At 65.0% G+C, this 19,011-nt stretch carries 16 protein-coding genes; 11 read left to right on the forward strand and 5 right to left on the reverse strand.

Annotated features, from left to right (window positions below; all coding sequences use genetic code 11):
• The 3 genes from AC6CH3_RS09925 to AC6CH3_RS09935 all read right to left on the reverse strand — a co-directional run.
• The coding region (locus AC6CH3_RS09925; protein ID WP_498132284.1) for a M23 family metallopeptidase at positions 1-533 on the reverse strand (533 nt) is incomplete at its 3' end.
• A gap of 667 nt (positions 534-1,200) precedes the next feature.
• A complete protein-coding gene (locus AC6CH3_RS09930) occupies positions 1,201-1,878 on the reverse strand; it encodes an alpha/beta hydrolase family protein (protein WP_498132285.1) in 678 nt (225 codons plus the stop codon).
• A 38-nt stretch (positions 1,879-1,916) separates the two neighbouring features.
• Positions 1,917-3,857 (reverse strand): amylosucrase, encoded by a 1,941-nt coding sequence (locus tag AC6CH3_RS09935; protein ID WP_498132286.1) that lies wholly within the window; start codon positions 3,855-3,857, stop codon positions 1,917-1,919.
• A 153-nt stretch (positions 3,858-4,010) separates the two neighbouring features.
• Here AC6CH3_RS09935 and ligD point away from each other — a divergent pair, with 153 nt between their 5' ends.
• A complete protein-coding gene (gene ligD, locus AC6CH3_RS09940) occupies positions 4,011-5,033 on the forward strand; it encodes a non-homologous end-joining DNA ligase (RefSeq protein ID WP_498132287.1) in 1,023 nt (340 codons plus the stop codon).
• A gap of 626 nt (positions 5,034-5,659) precedes the next feature.
• Positions 5,660-6,106, forward strand: coding sequence for a hypothetical protein (locus AC6CH3_RS09945; protein WP_498132288.1), 447 nt, complete (start codon positions 5,660-5,662; stop codon positions 6,104-6,106).
• A gap of 56 nt (positions 6,107-6,162) precedes the next feature.
• Here AC6CH3_RS09945 and AC6CH3_RS09950 read toward each other — a convergent pair whose 3' ends face one another.
• Together AC6CH3_RS09950 and AC6CH3_RS09955 are read right to left on the reverse strand one after the other, a co-directional pair.
• Positions 6,163-6,480: a PAAR domain-containing protein gene (locus AC6CH3_RS09950; protein ID WP_498132289.1), complete on the reverse strand. Its 318-nt coding sequence runs from the start codon at positions 6,478-6,480 to the stop codon at positions 6,163-6,165.
• Entirely contained in the window at positions 6,480-7,295 is an 816-nt protein-coding gene (locus AC6CH3_RS09955) for a COG1470 family protein (protein WP_498132290.1), read from the reverse strand. The genes AC6CH3_RS09950 and AC6CH3_RS09955 overlap by 1 nt, the downstream gene beginning before the upstream one ends.
• Before the next feature lie 259 nt (positions 7,296-7,554).
• Here AC6CH3_RS09955 and AC6CH3_RS09960 point away from each other — a divergent pair, with 259 nt between their 5' ends.
• The 9 genes from AC6CH3_RS09960 (at position 7,555) to AC6CH3_RS10000 (ending at position 19,010) form a co-directional block, all read left to right on the forward strand.
• The gene (locus tag AC6CH3_RS09960; protein ID WP_498132291.1) at positions 7,555-8,178 is read left to right on the forward strand and encodes a response regulator transcription factor; all 624 of its coding nucleotides are present in this window, start codon (positions 7,555-7,557) and stop codon (positions 8,176-8,178) included.
• Positions 8,179-8,317: 139 nt separating this feature from the next.
• On the forward strand, positions 8,318-8,974 hold the full coding sequence (locus AC6CH3_RS09965; protein ID WP_498132292.1) for a Pvc16 family protein: 657 nt from the start codon (positions 8,318-8,320) through the stop codon (positions 8,972-8,974).
• A 6-nt stretch (positions 8,975-8,980) separates the two neighbouring features.
• Positions 8,981-11,062, forward strand: coding sequence for an ATP-binding protein (locus tag AC6CH3_RS09970; RefSeq protein ID WP_498132293.1), 2,082 nt, complete (start codon positions 8,981-8,983; stop codon positions 11,060-11,062).
• 118 nt (positions 11,063-11,180) lie between these two features.
• Entirely contained in the window at positions 11,181-11,954 is a 774-nt protein-coding gene (locus tag AC6CH3_RS09975; protein ID WP_498132294.1) for an eCIS core domain-containing protein, read from the forward strand.
• 17 nt (positions 11,955-11,971) lie between these two features.
• Positions 11,972-16,066 carry a phage tail protein gene (locus tag AC6CH3_RS09980; protein ID WP_498132295.1) on the forward strand — a complete coding sequence of 1,365 codons (4,095 nt, stop codon included), beginning with the start codon at positions 11,972-11,974 and terminating at the stop codon, positions 16,064-16,066.
• Positions 16,067-16,354: 288 nt separating this feature from the next.
• Entirely contained in the window at positions 16,355-17,911 is a 1,557-nt protein-coding gene (locus AC6CH3_RS09985; protein WP_498132296.1) for a phage tail sheath family protein, read from the forward strand.
• A gap of 24 nt (positions 17,912-17,935) precedes the next feature.
• The gene (locus AC6CH3_RS09990) at positions 17,936-18,379 is read left to right on the forward strand and encodes a phage tail protein (protein WP_214967135.1); all 444 of its coding nucleotides are present in this window, start codon (positions 17,936-17,938) and stop codon (positions 18,377-18,379) included.
• Positions 18,379-18,855, forward strand: a complete 477-nt coding sequence (locus AC6CH3_RS09995) for a hypothetical protein (protein WP_498132297.1) — start codon at positions 18,379-18,381, stop codon at positions 18,853-18,855. Before AC6CH3_RS09990 ends, AC6CH3_RS09995 begins: the two co-directional genes overlap by 1 nt.
• Positions 18,852-19,010 (forward strand): DUF6760 family protein, encoded by a 159-nt coding sequence (locus AC6CH3_RS10000; protein ID WP_498132298.1) that lies wholly within the window; start codon positions 18,852-18,854, stop codon positions 19,008-19,010. Before AC6CH3_RS09995 ends, AC6CH3_RS10000 begins: the two co-directional genes overlap by 4 nt.
• The last annotated feature ends 1 nt before the right edge of the window (position 19,011 follow it).

Below are 19,011 nucleotides of genomic sequence, written 5' to 3' on the forward strand. Positions count from 1 at the left end.
AGCGGGGACGGCGCAGCAGGCTCAGTAGGCAAACCCTTGCTGTCGGTCTTCCCAGAAATAAAAGGAATTGTCCACCCCAACGTTCGTACTGCGCTGGGATCAAAGCTGATCATCTTGCCACGCACCAACTGGTCAATCTGCTGAATCGGTAGCAGTGTCCACCGATTCGGGTCCGCATGCACTTTGTTCTCAATGACCTCAAAGTGCAAGTGACACCCTGTGGAAGATCCAGTCGTTCCAACCTCCGCGATAACCTGGCCGACACGGATCTTACGGTCCTTCTCGGTGCCCACGGCTAGCAGGTGGTTATAGGTCGTAATTAGGCCATTGCCGTGGTCGATCTCCAACCTGTTGCCGCCTCCCCACGGGTGCCAGCCCGCCGCCCGGACGACGCCGGCGTCGGCCGCGTAGACGCGCTTTCCGCAAGGGGCGCCAAAATCCTGCCCATAGTGAACTTCACCGAGCTCACCTGTAATCGGGCTACGCCTCGGCCCGAATGGAGATGTCTTGACCAATTCCTCAAGAGGTGCCATAAGGAAGCCTTTGGCTGGCCGTTTCAGCAGTGAAAAAGCGACTCCAGGGGACGAGGTTCCACTGGCCACAGCACTCGAACTCACGGGACGATAGGGCACCCGTACTCGGACGGTATCGTTCGGATCCAAGAGATGTTTTTCCTCACTGCCTGAGGGAGATGGTGGAAAGAACACCTCGCCGACGGGCCGACCTCCTGAAGTAACTGGGCTTTGGAACCCGAACGCGTAGAAGGCAAAACAAAACACCAGCACCGCCGAGAGAGTTCGCAACGCTACCCCGCCAACGCTATTCCTCTCAGCGGAAGCCGGTGCCTGAGGTGTGTGTCGTCCATTTTGAGCTGCCACGGAATGCTCCTGAAATTGACCCACCCAACTCGGCCCCCGGCGAGCATTGACTTCATTTTGACGTCACCTAGTGGGCAGGCAAACCCGCCATCCATGCGCCTGCTTCTGGACGTTGCCCCTTAGAGCCCCTTGGTTACAACGAGATTTGCGCAATTTCCCTAGGGAATGACGCAAGAATCCCAATTGGATCCCGACCGGCAGCCCGGACGTGCTGCCCCATTGGGCAAGAAAGCATGCCCAGGCGTTGGCATCCAGCCTTGCTGGAACCGCCACCGGCCTTGCGGCAGCTTCGGAGCAAGCCACCTGCCAGGCAGTCGCAGGCCTAGCGGCCGGAGGGGCTATTGGCGCGCAGGAACTCAGCCACAGGCGGGGCAAGCGAGGCGCCGATCTCGGCGGCTCCGCGCTTGTGCCCTGCCACGGCAAAGGAGTGGTCGCCGCCCTCGCACCAGTGCAGCGTGGCATTCGGTCCGACGCGGGAAACCACGCCCTCAAGCAGTTCCGCCGTCGCGAAGGTGTCACGCGTCCCCTGCAGGAACAGCATGGGCAGTTCCAGGCCGTACAGGTGCTCGTCGCGCAGCTTCTCCGGTTTGCCCGGCGGGTGCAGCGGGTAGCCGAGATACACCAAGCCGGCGGCGGGCATGCCGTCAGCGACGGCCATGGAAGCCATGCGGCCGCCAAAGGACTTACCGGAAGCCCACAACGGTTCGCCGTCCGACCGGGACCGGGCTGCGTCCATGGCGGCCCGCCACGCGGCGATCGCGGCCGGCGGCCGGTCGGGAAACTTCCTGCCTGCCTCGCGATAGGGGAAGTTGAAGCGCAAGGTGGCGACGCCGTCGTCGTTTAGCGCGCGGGTGAAGCCGCTCAGGAACGGATGCTCCATGCCCGCGCCTGCCCCGTGCGCGACCACCAGCGTGGCAAAGGCGTTGTCCGGGCGGGCGTACACGCCGGAGACCTGGACGTCGCCGACATCAAAGGTGACAGGGGATTCAGCAAGGGGCATGAGTCCATGATGCCGGATCTCCCCCGTGCGGCGCCTGCTCAGCCGGCAGCGCCCCCGGCGCCTGCTTGTCCGGCCGGCACCACCCTGAGCCAGACGTAGTCCTGCGGGCGCAGAACGACGCCCTCGTCAATGCGGACGTCGTCATCGGAAAACAGGTCCCGGGCCACTGCTTCAAATCCGGACAGCGTCTCGGCCGAAAGCACCGCCGGTCCGTCGCTGAAGTTGGCCAGCACGAGGATGAGCGACCCGTCTCCGGGCCGCTGGTAGCCCAGCACCGCGGGGTTGTTGGTGGTAAACGGGACCAGGCGCGTCCCGGCCAGTTCCGGCGTCGCGGCGCGTACCGTCGTCATCCTGCGCAGCCCGGCGAAGATGGCTCCCTCCGGAGTCGCCGGATCTGTCCGGCTGGCGTAGCGTTCCGCGGGGAACTGCGGCCGGTGCACCCACCGGCTGTCCGCCTCGTGGCCGTCTTCGAGCGCATAGTCATAGTCGTTGAGCTGGCCCACCTCGTCGCCCAGGTACAGCAGCGGGATGCCGCCGGTGCTGAAAGCCACCGAATGGGCGAGCAGGATCCGGCGGATGGCCTCCGCCGAACCGTCCTCGAGCCCGCACAGCGAGGCCGTGGTTCCGGAGATGCGGCAGTCTCCCGTGCGCGGATTGTCCTGGAACGGCACGCCGCGGGCGAAGCTGCCGGGGAAGCGGTTGACGTAGAAGGAGTTCAGGAAGCGGCGGTGGTCGAAGCCGTTGATGCCAAGCTCGGCGCCGTCCTCATCGGCAAACGTCCAGCCGATGTCGTCGTGGCTGCGTACATAGTTCACCCAGGATGTTCCCGCCGGAATGTTGTGGCGGCGCTCCAAGGCCTGGGAAAGCAGGGAGGCATCGCGCGTGGCCAGCGCCTCCCAGATGAGTGCCATCTGCAGCGGGTTGTAGGAGAGCTGGCATTCGGCAGGGTCAATGTACAGGGCCACTTCGTCGGGATGGACGATGGCTTCGGACTTGAAGAGCAGCGACGGGGCAGCGAGCCGGCAGACCGCATTGAAGGCCTGCAGCAGGGTGTGGGCTTCCGGCAGGTTCTCGCATGTCGTGCCGAGCCGCTTCCAGATGAACGCCACGGCGTCCATGCGCAGGATATCCACGCCCTGGTTGGCCAGGAAGAGCATCTCGCCGGCCATGGCGCGGAATACCTCGGGGTTGGAATAGTTCAGGTCCCACTGGTAGGTGTGGAACGTCGCCCACACCCAGCGGCCGTCCGGCAGCGGAACGAAGGAGCCGGGGTGGTCTTCGGGGAAGATTTCGCGCACATTCTGCTCGAAGGCGTCGGGCATGGTGCGGTCGGGATAGATCCAGTAGTAGTCGCTGTAGCGCGGATCTCCGGCGTCGGCTTTCCGGGCCCACTCATGTTCGTTGGAGGTGTGGTTGAAGATGAAGTCCACCACCAGGCTGATGCCGTTGGCGCGCAGCTGTGTAGCCAGTCCGCGCAGCTGTTCCATCGTCCCGAGTTTTGGGTTGACTTCCCGGTAGCTGGAGACTGCGTAGCCGCCGTCGGAGAAGGGCTCGGGGGCCAGGAACAGTGGCATCAGGTGCAGGTACGTGAGGCCGAGTTCCTTGAAGTAGGGAATCCGTGCCCGGACCCCGTCAAGGTCGGCGGCGTACCGGTCCACGTAGCAGACCCCGCCGAGCATGCGGTTGGACTGAAACCAGTCGCCGGTGCCCTCGCGTTCGGCGTCCTTGACCTTCAGATCGGTGGGGCGTTCCTTCCAGGAGCGGGCGGCATCGATCACGAGGGATGCCAGCTGGTCCTGGAAGTCCGGCCGTGAGCCGTACAGGGAATGGAACAGCCGGAACAGGTCGGGGAAATGACGGTCGAAGCGCCGCTCGAAGTCTGCCCAGTCCCTGCTTCCCTTCGGAATGTCCACCTGCTCGGCAACGGAGCTGAGCACCTGCTTCGCTGATGCCTGGTCCAGACGGGCGGATTCAACCATGGAGACTGTCCCCTTCAACGATTCTTGGGCACTGGGCAGTGCCGGGTCCGTTTTATCCTTACAGATGCACCCCCCGCTGCCCATACGCGGGGATGTGTTTCTTGTGCGTAGAAGGTACTGACGCAGTGGTCCGGGCCGGGGTAGGTTGTCCCCATGGCCAGCGAACACACCATCCTCACCGTTGACGGCCCCAACGGCCCGCGGGACATGCGGATCTCAAGCCCCAGCCGCGTCCTCTGGCCGGAGCTGGGCCTGACAAAACTCGACCTCGCCCGATACATGGTGGACGTTGGCGGAGCCTTCATCGCCGCCAACGGTGACCGGCCGGTATCGCTCCAGCGTTTTTCGGACAACGTTGACGGCGAGCAGTTCTTCTCCAAGAACCCGCCCAAGGGGACGCCGGACTTCGTCCGGTCTGTCACGGTGGTCTATCCAAGCGCGCGCTCGCATCCGCAGCTGGTCCTGGACGAGCCGGCTGCAGCGGTGTGGGCGGTGCAGATGAACACGGTGGTGTTCCACCCCTGGCCGTCCCGGGCCGAGAACTCGGACAACCCCGACCAGTTGCGCATCGACCTTGACCCCCAGCCCGGCACCGACTTCGACGACGCCGTCCCCGCAGCCCTCGAGCTGAAGAAAGTCCTGGCGGAGGCCGGGCTGGAGGCCTTTATCAAGACGTCCGGGAACCGCGGGCTGCATGTCTACGCGCCGGTCGAGCCCAAGCGTGAGTTCCTGGACGTGCGCCATGCCGTGATCGCGGCCGCGCGGGAACTCGAGCGCCGGATGCCGAAGAAGGTCACCACTAACTGGTGGAAGGAAGAACGCGGCAAGCGTGTCTTCCTGGACTTCAACCAGGCCAACCGCGACCGCACCATCGCGGGCGCCTACAGCCCGCGCGCACTGCCCCACGCCCCAGTCTCCTGTCCGATCACCTGGGACGAACTGGAGAACGTCAATCCGAAGGACTTCACCATCCTCACCGTTCCCGAGCGGCTGAAGACCGTGGGCGATCCGTGGGCGGACATGAATGCCAACCCCGGGAGCATCGACACGCTGCTCGACTGGTGGGAGCGGGATGTCAAGGACGGGCTGGGTGAGCTGCCGTTCCCGCCCGACTACCCGAAGATGCCGGGCGAGCCGCCCCGCGTTCAGCCGAGCCGGGCCAAGAAGCAGGAGTAGTTCAGCCGCCCGCAGACGGTTCCCAGACGTGATACTGCCCCGAAATCTGCCCTTTTAGGCCGCATTGCAGAGGCGTCGCCGCTGCACGATGGATTCCTGCTGGGAGGATTCTGCTGCGCACACGTGGCTGCACCGGAGCAAAATACTGGACTTGAGTCTGAGCGGAGCGGGTACAGATGGTTTTTCGTCGGGATAGGGTCTACATTTCGGTGCTTCTGCTCCTGGTGTTCGCTCTTGCCGGCTGCGGCGTGCCTGTTGCGAAGCTCAGCACTGCTCCGGCGCCACCGGCACCACCGGCTACAACGGGTTCGACTGGTCCGCCCACGGTTCCGCCCACTGATCCGACATCGCCGTCAGATCCTGGTGATCCGGGTCCTGCAGATCCGGGTGAGCCGGGTCCTGGTGATCCGGATCCTAGTGATCCGGGTCCGGGTGAGCCGGATCCGACATCGCCGTCAGGTCCTGGTGATCCGGGTCCTGGTGAGCCGGATCCTGCCCCCCTCAAATGCACGCCTCGTGACCCACTATCACCCCGGCTTCCGCCAAACACCGCGACGCCATCGCCGCCGACTGAGATTGTCCCGGCGAAACCGGACTTCATAGTGGTCGCTCCGAAAACTTGCACCTTGGCTCTCGGGAATGCGCCCGAGGTGGCCGACTGCCTTTTCATTCCGGTGGGCTTGCACGACCCGGGCGCCGAGACCGCCTCGGTGCCGGTCAGGCTGACAAGTAATTCGTTGGCCATCGACCCAGAGCTCACTAACGACCTAACAATGGTGGCAAGACCGGAACCGGAGCTCACCGAACTGCAAGTCAAACTCAGACCGACCGACTTCGGCCGAACACACCAACTGACCATCACAGCTGACCCGGAGAAAAAGATCGAAGAAGTCGACGAGGACAACAATTTGCTCGACATAGCACTGACCTTGCCAGCCAAGGACACTATCGACCTGGGCGCATCCTGCCCGACGGTAACGACTGATCCGTCGGGTGGTTCGAATGACCCCACTCCGCCGACTGTCTCGACGGAGACGCCGGTTTCGAATGAAACTCCAGCGGCCCTCGAGTAAGCAGCCGGCATACCCACCCTGCGCTCACCTTCCCGGGGCCGGAGCGACGAAGACGTTCAACCACCAATGACTACAGTTGGACACCCGGGCCCAGGCGCGACGGGTGTCCCATGAAGACTCAGGTCACCGAGGCGGGCAGCCGGGAACCCTCCAATGAGTACGGTGAGACTGCCGGCGGCGATGCCATTGGGTGCTGGCGAGACGCAGACAATGCCGCCGGGAAGGGCATTCGCCACTGCGGCCGGCATGCCCCCGATGAGCACCGTTGGGATGCCTGCCGCCGGAGAAATGGGACCGCCGACGTGCGGTTTAGGGCCATCGGACAAAGGGCACAAAGACGTGTCACCGACCCTGAGCGCCGGACCCGTGGGCATCACTGACCACCATGGGGGAGAGCTCTGATCCCGGCTCCGTAACGGGCTGAGGCTCCACTGTCGGGCGCGCTTTCACTCACCGAGTCGAGCACGATGTGCCATCCGACGGTCAGCGCCACGGCCAAGAGCAGCAGGAAGAGTATGGCTTTAATGGTCCGTGACGGCAGCACCGGGTCTTGCACGTGGGTCCCGTCGAGCTGAACGGGCACACCGTCGGAAGGGGTCGCCGTCACGGCAAAGGCGTACGTGGCTGGCCGGCCTTGCCAGATTTTCTCACCTGGACGGACCTGTACCCCTGTGAACTGAACCGTTCCCGGAACGATCGTGAGTTCCTGAGGCTGCAGCGAAAACTCCAGCAGCGCCCCGGGGTCGGAGCCTGCAACGTCGACGGTGATGGGGACGTTGCCGTTGTTGTCGATCGCGACAGTGTGTTTGGCGCCTAGCTTTCCCCGGGACATTCTGGGCATGAGTTCGCCAGACATCTGAAGGAACGGCAGGACTTCGACTGTCCCTTCCGGCACCACGGCACCGTCAGGATGCTCCCTGGGCACCACATGAACGCCGAACTTGAATACGCCGGCGTGGACGGAGGGGGACCGCGGAGGCCTGAACTCCACAAGCGCGGTGGTGCCATGTCCCGGGTAGAGCGAGACGCGGTCCGGTACGACCTCGGCCCAGGACTGGCCAGGACCCACGACCCGAAGAGAATACTCCTCGACAACTTCACTGTCATTGCGGATGGTCAGCCGGACAGACGCTGCTGTCCCGGCTTCCAGGGTGAGGCTGGGTGAATCAAGGGTTGCAGTGGTGCTCATGGCCCTCCTCCGGAAGCTCGGGCGCATCGGCTCCGCCAATGCACTCGCAGGTATTCGAAGACTAGGGCGGGGCGTGGGCTGGAAACACTCCGGGTGGCCGGACTTGCGGGCAGCGCGTTTGCCCGTTGAGCCTGTGTTGACTGCACGAAGAGAAGCATCAGCTACATTCAGTGCTGCGGGCGTGCCGGGTTCAGGTACGGGAAGCTGGTGTGGGCTACCAGGCAGGTCCGCGGCCACCAGAAGTACGAAGGGAGGATTCATGGAACCAATCACTGTCAAAGTCCACGCACGGGATCCCATATCTGAAGCCGGAGTCGCCAGCGAACTGCGGGCCCGTCCCGAAGTCCGCGTCGTGCGGGCACCCAATGCGGACAAGGCAAGGGTTGTTGTCGTCGTTGCCGATTCAGTAGACGATGACGCACTGACGTTGCTCCGCCAGGTCCAACGCCAAGGTACGTCGCGGGCCGTCCTTGTCGCGGGCCGCCTCGACGACGGCGACCTCGTCAAGGCCGTAGAAACCGGAGTGGTCGGGCTGGTGCGTCGCAGCGAAGCGACGCCTGATCGGCTGATCTCCGTCATTACAGCTGCCGCGGCGGGTGAGGGCAGCGTGCCGCCGGACCTGCTGGGCCGCCTGTTGGACCAGGTCGGAAAGCTTCAGCGTCACGTCCTCGGCCCGCGCGGCATCATGTTCACCGGCCTCGCCCCGCGGGAGGTTGAAGTTCTGCGTCTGCTGGCGGACGGCCTGGACACCTGCGAGATTGCTCAAAAATTGGCCTACTCGGAACGCACGGTGAAGAACGTGGTGCACGACGTGACCACGCGGCTCCAGCTTCGCAACCGCTCCCATGCCGTGGCGTACGCACTGCGGGAGGGGCTGATTTAGCGCACTGCCCGAAGGGGTAACAGGCAGTTCCCGAACGCGTGCCCGGTTCAGGGTGCCGGCTGAGGCCGGACTCGATCAACGTGGACCTACGGTCAGCCTCAAGACTGACCGTAAGGTCCGACAATCAGGGAGAGACTTCGTGATTGCCCAGGTGGACGACGCACTGCGTACCCTCATCCGGACTGAGGCCTTGGACGGCTCGGAAGTGGACGTGGTCTTCGACGCGCCCACCAAGGACTGGGCAGCCCGGCGCAATGCGCCTACGGTCAACCTGTACCTCTACGACATCCGTGAGGATGTCCGGCGTCGCGAGCGCGGCCTGTCGGAACAACGGGGCGAGGATGGCCACGTCCGTACCCGGCGGCCGGCACCGCGCCACTTCAAGCTGTCCTACCTCGTCACGGCCTGGACCCAAAGGCCGGAGGACGAGCATCGACTCCTTGACCAGTTGCTGCGCTGCTTCCTCAAGCACGATGCCCTTCCGGACGAGCTTGTGGTTGGACCCTTGGCCGAAACCGGGCTGGTCGTGCCGCTGACGGTGGGGCTTCCCCCGCCGGAGGATCGGGCGTTTGCTGACGTGTGGTCTGCTTTGGGCGGCGAACTGAAGCCGTCGCTTGACATCGTGGTCATCGCCCCGGTCGACACCGGCATCATCTACCAGGCTGGCCCGCCGGCATCCCAAGGTACTCACGTGGACATGTCCGATACCAGGAGTGGCGCCGCCGATGTGGGGCGGCACCAGCACACGGCGCCGGCTGCCTCCCTGGGCGGAGCCCGCCGCCGCCCGCCGCGGTGAGCCTCGATGTCCGAGAACCCTAGCCTCGCGTACCTGCTCGGCAGGGTGGGTGTGCTCGAGGAGCGCATCCGTCTCCTGGTGGCGTCACGGCGGGCCGAGGACCCACAGCCTGACGACCCCTTCCGCGGGCTGTACCTCAGCGACGAGGCGGTGGACCGCCTGCTCAGTGGAGCTTCGCCCTCCCTGGAAGGGGACGGTCAGGATGCGAGCGTCTCCGCAGAGCGGCGGTCGCAATGCGAACTGTCGGCGGACGAAGCTGAGGAAGCTGGACACCGGCTCAGGCTCCGGGAAATCTCCGCCACCTTCGGACTGTCGCCGCTCGACGTCGACCTCCTGCTCGTCGCGCTCGCGGCGGACCTGGATCCGCGCTTCGAACAGTTCTTCGGCTATCTGAACGACGATGTCACGAGACGGCGCCCGTCGGTCGCCGTCGCGCTGGCTCTCTGCGGCGCGCCCCTGACCGCAGCAGAGGGCAGAGCCCGGTTGCTGACTGGTCCGCTCATCACAGGCGGTCTCCTGGCCGTTGAGGATCCGGACCGCCCGCTGCCCGGACGCGCGCTGCGGGTGCCTGACCGCGTCGTCGGGCATCTCCTGGGCGACGATACGCCTGAACCGGGCCTAGCAGCCGTCCTGGCGGCCCAGCCGGCGGTCAGCTGGGGTGACGCCGGGCCGCTCGTGAGGGCACTGAATGCGGGCGTCCGCCTGGCCTATCTGCGCGAGCCCGCAACCGGATCCGGACGCGTGCTGGCTGCAGAGGCCTTGCGGTCCATCGGATGTGGCGCCGTTCTCCTCGATCTGACACGTCTGGCCGCAGAGCGGGACCAGCTCCCACTCGTGCAGGCCGCCGTACGGGAAGCACGGCTCCGGGGCGCGGGGCTGGTTGCTGGCCCCCTCGGTGCGGTGTCCGATCATCCCGCTTTGCTCGAAGCGCTGCATGCCGAGCCGCAGCCTGTGCTGCTCGTCGGGGAAGCGGTGTGGGATCCGGCGTGGACTACCCGCCCGCCATTGCTCGTGGACGTTCCTGTCAGCACCTCAGCCGAGAGAACAGACCTGTGGCGGACCGCGCTTGGCCCGCTCAACGGCCTGGACGTGGCGGCGGCAACCTCGGCGTTCCGGCTGCGTCCGGAACAGGTCGCCCGCGCTGCCGGATCGGCCCAGATCCAGGCCACCCTCGCGGCCGACGGCCGCATCACCGCCTCGCATCTCGGTGCAGGGGCCAGGGCCGAAAACGGCTCTGCCCTGGACCGCCTGGCCAGGCGGGTGGAACCGGTGGTCGGCTGGGATGACCTAGTCCTTCCCGATGCCGTGCTGCTGGCCCTGCAGGAGGTTGCGCTGAGGGCCAAGCACCGCGAAAGGGTCCTGGGCGACTGGGCGATGCGTCCGGGAGCCGGCCGCGGGCACGGCGTCGCCGCACTCTTCGCCGGGGACTCGGGAACCGGCAAAACCATGTCGGCTGAAGTGGTGGCGCAGGATCTGGGACTGGACCTCTACGTCGTGGACCTGGCCACCGTCGTCGACAAATATGTGGGGGAGACCGAGAAGAATCTGGAGCGGATCTTCACGGCCGCGGCCGGCGTCAACGGCGTGCTGCTTTTCGACGAGGCCGATGCGGTCTTTGGGCGCCGCTCGGAGGTCAAGGACGCCCACGACAGGTACGCCAACATTGAAAGCGCCTACCTGCTGCAGCGGATGGAGACCTTCGACGGCCTGGCGATCCTTGCCACGAACCTGCGCGCCAACATCGACGAGGCATTCACCCGCAGGCTGGACGTCGTCGTGGACTTTCCGCTGCCCGACGCGGCCCACCGCAGCGTCCTGTGGGACAGGTGCCTCGGGCGCACCCTGGGACGCGCAGCAGACCTCGACCTCGCCTTCCTGGGGAGGGCCTTCGAACTGGCGGGCGGCGCCATCCGCTCGGCCGCTGTCACCGCCGCGTATCTGGCAGCGGACGACGGCGGGACGGTCACTATGAGGCACCTCGTCACCGCAGTGCAGCGGGAGTACCGCAAGCTGGGGAGGCTGACGCTGGAGAGCGAGTTCGGCCCCTATTGGGGGATGCTCTCGACGGCAAGGAGGCCCGGTGTGTAAGGCCGGGTGCCGTGCCCTTTCGGGCAGGAACGGCTGCCCGTTCCGGCGCCGCGGCGGCGCTTGCAGCCCCGCAAAGCAAGGGGCATCGTCTGTGTAGGTCTGATGAAAGGGGCGCATGATGCACAGCCACGACCACGACCAGCCCGACGCCGACAGTTTCCGGACCAAACCGTCTCCGGGCGAAGCTGCAGATGCTGCGGTGCTGTACCGGGCGGCGGCAGCCGGCCGGTACGACGTCGTCGGCTCCCGGGGCATACTGGCACTGCAACGCGCCATCGGCAACAGCGGCGTCCGCGGCCTGGCGGAGGAAGAACGGTCGCCCGTGCTCGACGTCGTCTCTTCCGGAGGCGGCCAGCCACTCGAGGAGCCTGTGCGGGCCGACATGGAAGGGCGGCTGGGCCACAGCTTCTCGGACGTCCGCGTCCACACCGGCGATGCCGCGCACTCTTCTGCTGCATCCGTGAACGCGCACGCCTACACGGTGGGATCCAACATCGTGTTCCAGCGGGACAAGTATGACCCGGGTTCGGACGCCGGCCGCACCATGCTCGCCCATGAACTCACGCACGTAGTCCAGCAGCGAAGCGGTCCCGTGGACGGAACCGCCACCGGCACCGGCGTTCGCGTGAGTGATCCGTCGGACCGGTTCGAGCGTGAGGCAGCGGCAACGGCTGAGCGGGCCATGTCCGTGCCTGCCGCTCCGACGGCCCAGCGCTTCGCGGCCAACTCCGCCGTCGTTCAGCGCGACGAATACGTCCAGCGCGATGCATCGGTCCAGCGCGAGGATGACGAAGAGGAGAAAGACACCGCGCAGGGGTCCTTCGTAGCGGGTAGCACTGTGCAGCGCGACGCTGTGCAGCGCGACGAGGCGGAAGAGGAAGAGCCGGGCTGATCCCGGCCGAGCAGTCCATGGCGACGACCTTTCAGGGCGGTCCCGGCAAGGTTCCGGCGCAGCGCGCCGGGCCGACAGCCGCGCGGACGGCCGCCCCGGAAGTGCGGGGCGGCGTCACCGGCATTCTCGCAGAAGGCAGGCATCGAGTTGGGGCCTCAACGCGGGCGGGCGCCGATCAGCGTGCCGTGCTGGCCCTGCAGCGGCAGGCGGGCAACGCCGCTGTGGGCGCTCTCATGGCTGCGAAGCTGAAGTTCCCAGGGGAGCAGGCCGTCGCCGAGATCGATGCGGCGCTGCGGGAGGTCCGCAAGGACGAGCCCGCCGTCGGCACGGTGGAGAAGGGGCTAAAGGCCGCCAAAACGGCCGGCGTTCCCGTTGAGCTCGAGGGGCCCAAACCGCCTGCCTCGGCACTCGCGGTGACCAAGACGGGATTCGGACCCGAACAGGTGGCGTCGAAGAAGCCGGCTCCTCCCCCCAAACCTGTTCCCGCAGTCAGCCCCCTCGGGAAAGCCGGCGCCAAGGCAGGGGGTGGGCCGGGCAAGGGCCCCCGGGGCGGAAAGGCTCCGGCCGCGCCCACGGGGGGAACGGCCGCTCCGGCAATTTTGGCACCTCTTGCACTGCCTGCAGACAAGCTCTTGCAGCCGCCCGTTGCACCCACCCCGGTGCGGCCCGAGGATGATCCGGCCTTCAGCCAGGTCACCGGCAATATCAAGGGCTTCGCACAGTCACGGAAAGCGCACCCTCCGGCTGCGTCCAAGGCCAAGGAAGCCCAGGCAGCTGCACTTCCTCCGTCCGATGACGTCGCTGGCCAGGCCAAGGCAGCCAAGGTCGACGCAATGGACGCCCAGCAGGCCGGGTCCTTCGACAAGAAGGCCTTCATCGCCGCCGTTAAGGCTGCTATCGAGGCGAAGTCGCCGAAGACCCTTCAGGAGGCCGACGATTACAAGAAGTCCGGCAAGGCTGGGGAGGCCAAGGGGCAGGTGAAGGGCCTGGTCACGCAGGGCAAGGAAGGCCAGGCAAAGGACATAGAGGCGGCCACGGGAGCCCCGCCGGACCAGTCGAAGGCTGTCCCGAAGGCAGTCACACCGATGACCCAGGAGCAGCCGGGGCAGGCGGTGCCCGTCCCCGCGGCGGGTGCCGTGCCCAAGCCGGCACCGGCCGAGCAGGTCAACCTTGCCGCCGGTACCCATCAGGCCAACCAGGAGATGGCCGACGCCGAGGTCAGCGAGCAGCAGCTGGCGCAGTCGAATGAGCCTGAGTTCCAGCAGGGCCTCGCCGACAAGCAGGCCGCTGCCGAGCATGCCCAGACCGCTCCTGCCGACTTCCGCCAGCAAGAGCAGCAGGTCCTCCAGCAGGGCAAGGCGGAAGCGGGAGCGCAGACCGCGGCGGGTGTGACGGGGATGCAGACTGCCAAGGCGGCGGCGCTGGCGAACCTCGTTGCGGACAAGGGGAAGACGAAGTCCAAGGATGAGGCGAAGCGCGCCGAGGTCACGGCGAAGGTCCAGGGCATCTTCTCCGCGGCTGAGGCCGACGTGAAGAAGATCCTCGACGGGATCGACCCGAAGGTGGACGCAGCCTTTGAGAAGGGCGAGGCCGGTGCCCGGGCTGCCTTCGAGGCGTACGTTGAGGCCAAGATGTCGGCGTACAAGAAGGACCGGTACGGAGGCTGGCTCGGCGGGTACCGCTGGCTCAAGGATAAGATCGCGGGCATGCCCGCTAAGGTCAACGAGTTTTACGAGGCTGGCCGCGAGCTGTACCTCACGAAGATGAACGTCGTCATTTCCAACGTGGCGGACATCGTCGGGACAGATCTGAACGCAGCGAAGCAGCGGATCGCCAAGGGCAAATCCGAGATCGCGGCCTACACGGCGAGCCTCCCTGCCAGCCTGCAGAAGGTCGGGGCCGAGGCCTCGAAGGAGATCGGCGACAAGTTCTCGCAGCTCGAGAGCGACGTGAACGCCAAGCAGGAGTCCGTGGTCGACGCGCTGGCGACGAAGTACGTCGAGGCGCGGAAGGGTCTGGATGAGCGGATCGAGGCCCTGCAGGCGGAGAACAAGGGCCTGGTGGACAAGGCGATCGGCGCGATCAAGGCCATCATCAACACGATCCGCGAGCTTGCCTCGATGCTCAAGAACGTACTCTCCCGCGCCGCGGGGGTCGTAGGGGACATCATCAAGAATCCGGTCGCCTTCTTGGGAAACCTGATCGAGGGCGTGAAGGGCGGAATCCTCAAGTTCAAGGACAACATCCTCGGCCACCTCAAGAAGGGCCTCATGGGCTGGCTGTTCGGTGCCCTGGCGGAGGGCGGCGTCGAGCTTCCGGACACCTTCGACGTGAAGGGCATCATCAAGCTGCTCGCGTCCCTGTTCGGCCTTACCTGGGCGAATATCCGGAACCGGGTGGTCAAGCAGATAGGTGCGAAGGCGATGGACGCCGTCGAGAAGGGCGTGGAGATCTTCCAGATCATTGCCAGCCAGGGCGTCGCGGGACTGTGGAAGATGCTCGTGGAAAAGCTTGGCAACATCAAGGACATGATCCTCGAGCAGGTGAAGGACTTCGTGATCACCAAGATCATTACGGCCGGCATCACGTGGTTGATCGGCCTGCTCAATCCTGCAGCGGCATTCATCAAGGCCTGCAAGCTGATCTACGACGTGGTGATGTTCTTCGTGAACAATGCCGAACGGATCATGAAGTTCGTCAACACCATCATCGAGTCGGTGGCGGACATCGTGCGCGGCAACGTCAGCAGCGTGGTGAACAAGATCAACGACGTCCTGGGCCAGATGGTCCCGATCCTCATCGGATTCCTCGCCAGCGTGATCGGCATTGGCGGCATCGGACAGAAGATCCGGCAGATCATTGAGACACTGCAGAAGCCGGTGAACCAGGCCCTCGATTTCGTTATCAAGACCGGCCTCAAGCTCGCCGGGCCCATTATTCGGGGGCTCAAGAGCTTCGGCGGCAAGGTGAAGGCGAAGGCCGCCGCGGGCAAAGCCTGGGTAAAGGGGAAGGTCGAGGCTGGAAAGGCCAAAGTACGGGCCGGAGCGAGGGCAGCGGGTGAAAGGCTAGGGCTCATTCGTCGACGGTTCCGGCTCGGCTCCGAAGCTCACACGTTGACCCTTCGCACAGGGCCGGACCCGACACTCATGATGGCGTCGAGCCCGGAACATCTCATCGCGAAGCTGCGGCGCGAGATAGAGCTTACTGCCGGGCATACCGAGCAGACGGCAGATGCAAAGGCTCTTCTCGCCCAGGCAGAGAGTCATGTCGAGTTAATCAAGAGTGCCAAGTCAGAAGACCTGTCAATCCAGACGGGACTTGATTCGCTAGTACGCGGTCTAGGCACCTACGGCCGGACCTACGCTGTGTCTGACATTGGAAGTCGCCCAGTGCCGGCGGCGGCACAGGCAGGGGACGAAGCGCTGATCAATGCCGCGATAGCGGCAGCCGAGGTTGAGAAGCGTAAGGCCGTGGCACGCCACAAGAAGGAGGGCGGAGACCGCGGGCAGGTATGGGCCAGCGGCGGGGGCGACCTCGTTCTACAGGGAGCAGGCGAGGCACCTGCGGAAGGGGAGACGGTGACACGCATGACACCGTACGCGGCAGCGGAGATGGCGAAGTTCACCGAACTAGCGCCCACTCACGACATTGACGCGATGACCACGCTGACGCCGGTTGCCCGGAATGAACTAAAGAGCCTGAAGGCCCGGGCTAAGGCTGCCAAAACGGTCAAGACACGCGAGAAGCGGGAGGCGGAGATCGAGAGCCTTCTGCGTCGCACGGGAAGCTACGTACACGGGCAGAGCTACGAGGGCCGTAACAAGGAGCTGAGGGAGGCACACAGCCTAGTGACAAATGAGTGGCTGCCTCGCCGAAGTCCCCGTGATCAGGGCATCCCAGGACGTGCCGATCTGGTGCATGCCGAGAAGAACATCTATCGTATGAACGGCGCACAAGCCATCGGTGTCTCCACGCTGCCGCAATGTGCCCAGTGCATCCTGTGGTTCAAGGACCAGGCTGTCAGCGGCAAGAAGTTTATAGTCGTGGCCTCAGACCAGGTGCGGGTCTTCATGCCTGATGGGGCCGTTAAGAGCAAGAAAGACTTCAAATAGACCCAACTGAGGGGTGCGCCGGGCTAGGCCTTTCGCCTCCAAGTGGTCGAGGTCACCGGAGCACGCTCCGGCACCGAAGGCGGGGCCAGCGGGCCTCCGCACTGTTGGATTCACTGGACGGCCAGCCGTGCATCGGTATTCAGCCGTCGTCGGCATCTATTCGTCGCCTTTCATCCGCTGCCCCTTCGTGCACCCCATCCTTCCCGTCAGCGCATCCAGATAGCCGTACCGCGCACCTCCTCGCAGCAGGACCCTTGAACCACGTTTTGGGTTCATCGAGGAGACAAAATGCCGAACTATCTTGCGCCAGGTGTGTACGTAAACGAGGTTGAGGCAGGCACTCGGCCGATCGAGGGCGTAGGCACCGCGGTCGCCGCGTTCGTCGGGCTTGCCTCCAAAGGCCCGGACAATCAGCCAACCCTGGTGTCCAACTGGACCCAGTTTTCAGAAACTTTCGGGGACTTCGTCCCGGGCTCATACCTTGCCCACGCCGTCTACGGCTACTTCCTCAACGGGGGAGGGAACTGCTACGTAGTGCGCATCGGAGCGGACGGAGCGCGGGAGGAGAAACCGAAGCAAACGCCGAAGGCTGTGACGGCCGCGCCGACAGCCGAGCTTGGCGGATACCGTCTGACCGCCAAATCCAATGCCGCGAACCCGAAACCCGTCACCGTGGAAATCGCTGACCCAGGCGGGGAAAACCCGTCCGAGGACCAGTTTAAGATTGTCATCACCTCGGAGGGCAAGCCGTCCGAGGTCTGGGATAACGTCACCACAAAACGCGGCCCCAACAACGCTGCCACGAAGGTCAGCGCCGAATCGAAGATCGTCACCATCGAGGAAGTCGCCACCGGCGGTGCCCTCGTGAAGCCGGACAAGGGCACCGTCCAACTCATCGCCCCGGAGCCGGAGCCCGAGCCGCCAACCACCGAAGAGCTGAACGCCGACGACTACGTAGGCGACGCCGCTGACCGCACCGGATTCAGCGGCCTGGAGGCCGTGGACGAGGTGACAATGGTTGCGGTGCCGGACCTGATGGCCGCCTACGAACAGGGATCCATCGACCTGGAAACGGTCAAGGCCGTCCAGCTTGCCGCCATTGCCCACTGCGAGCTGATGGGGGACCGCATCGCCATCATCGACCCGCCGCCCAACCTCAACGCCCAGCAAGTCAAAGACTGGCGCATGGACGGCGGCGGCTACGACTCCAAGTTCGCGGCACTCTACTGGCCCTGGGTGAAGGCATTCGACCCCAGCACCGGAACGAATAGGTTCATCCCGCCGTCCGGACACTTGGCCGGCGTCTGGGCCCGCAACGACGACACCCGTGGCGTCCACAAGGCACCGGCCAACGAGGTCATCCGCGGCATCACCAGCCTGCAGACCCAGATCACCAAAACGGAGCAGGAACTGCTGAACCCCATCGGCGTCAACTGCATCCGCACCTTCCCGGGCCGTGGAATCCGCGTCTGGGGAGCCCGCACAATGTCCAGCGACGCCGAGTGGCGCTACCTGAACGTCCGGCGCCTCTTCAACTATCTCGAAGAGTCCATCCTCCAGGGAACACAGTGGGCTGTCTTCGAACCCAATGATCCCGCCCTCTGGTCCCGTATCCGGCGCACCATCAGCGCCTTCCTGACCAACGAATGGCGCAAGGGCGCTCTCTTCGGCCTCACCCCCGAGCAGGCATTCTTCGTCAAGTGTGACTCGGAGACCAACCCCGCCGAGGGCATTGACGCTGGCCAGGTGGTCTGCCAGATCGGTGTTGCTCCGGTGAAACCGGCCGAGTTCGTTATTTTCCAGCTGTCCCAGTTCTCCGGCGGCACCAGCCTCGTGAGCGAGTAATCCCAGTTCAAAAGGAGCAAGACCATGGCCCTCGGCGATTTTGACAACTCACCAGCCAACGCCTTTACGGTCACCATTGACGGCATCGAGGTGCCGAGGGTGATCGAAGTGAGCGGCCTCAAGTCGGAGGTGGACAAGATCGAGCTGAAGCAGCAGACCAAGGATGGAAAATACGTGGTGCGCCAGCTCATTGGCCGCCCCAAGCCGGGCGAGCTCAGCATCACCCGTGGACTGACCGAAAGCAAGACCGTAACTGACTGGCTCAAGACGGTCATGGAGGGCGACGTCGCCGGTGCCCGCAAGACCGCCGCCGTCGCACTGCTTGACTACAAGGGCGACACGCTCAAGACCTACAACTTCGTGAACTGCTGGGTGAAAAGCGTTGAACTGAATTCACTCAAGGCCGGCGCAACCGAGCAGGCCACGGAGAAATTCGTTATCTGCTACGACGAGTCCACCATCTCATGATGCAACGTTCACACGGTGCGGCTGTGCTGTCGGCCCCGGGCGCTGACGCTCCCGGAGCCGAACTGAACGGAGCCAACGGGCAGGACCGCCACGCCGACCGCCAGCCGCTCCGCACGGAGTTCAACTTTGAGCTCCCGCGGGGGTACGTCGACCAGGACGGCGCCGTCCATAAGTCCGGCGTGATGCGGCTGGCAACGGCCCGCGATGAACTCCTCCCGCTCTACGACGCCCGGGTCCAGGAGAACGCGGCCTACACAACCGTAGTCCTTCTCGGCCGGGTCATCACCTCGCTCGGAACCCTGGGCGCAGTCACGTCCGCGGTAGTGGAGAACATGTTCGCCTCCGACGTCGCCTTCCTCCAGGACTTCTACCGCCGGATCAACGCCGAAGGCCACACCCGGATCGCCGTCACTTGCCCGGAATGCTCCCACCGCTTCACCGCGGATCTCGCAGGTGGCCGCCTGGGGGAATCATGACGTACGCGCCGGACCGGATCTACGAGGAGGTGGCGTACGTGGCGTATCACTTCCACTGGCCCCTTGACGACATCCTGGATCTGGAACACGGCCAGCGGCTCCGGTACGTCCGGGAAATCGGGGGAATCAACACCCGGCTTTCCCAGGAGCGCTGAA

It is taken from the genome of Arthrobacter sp. GQ119, from assembly GCF_059759125.1.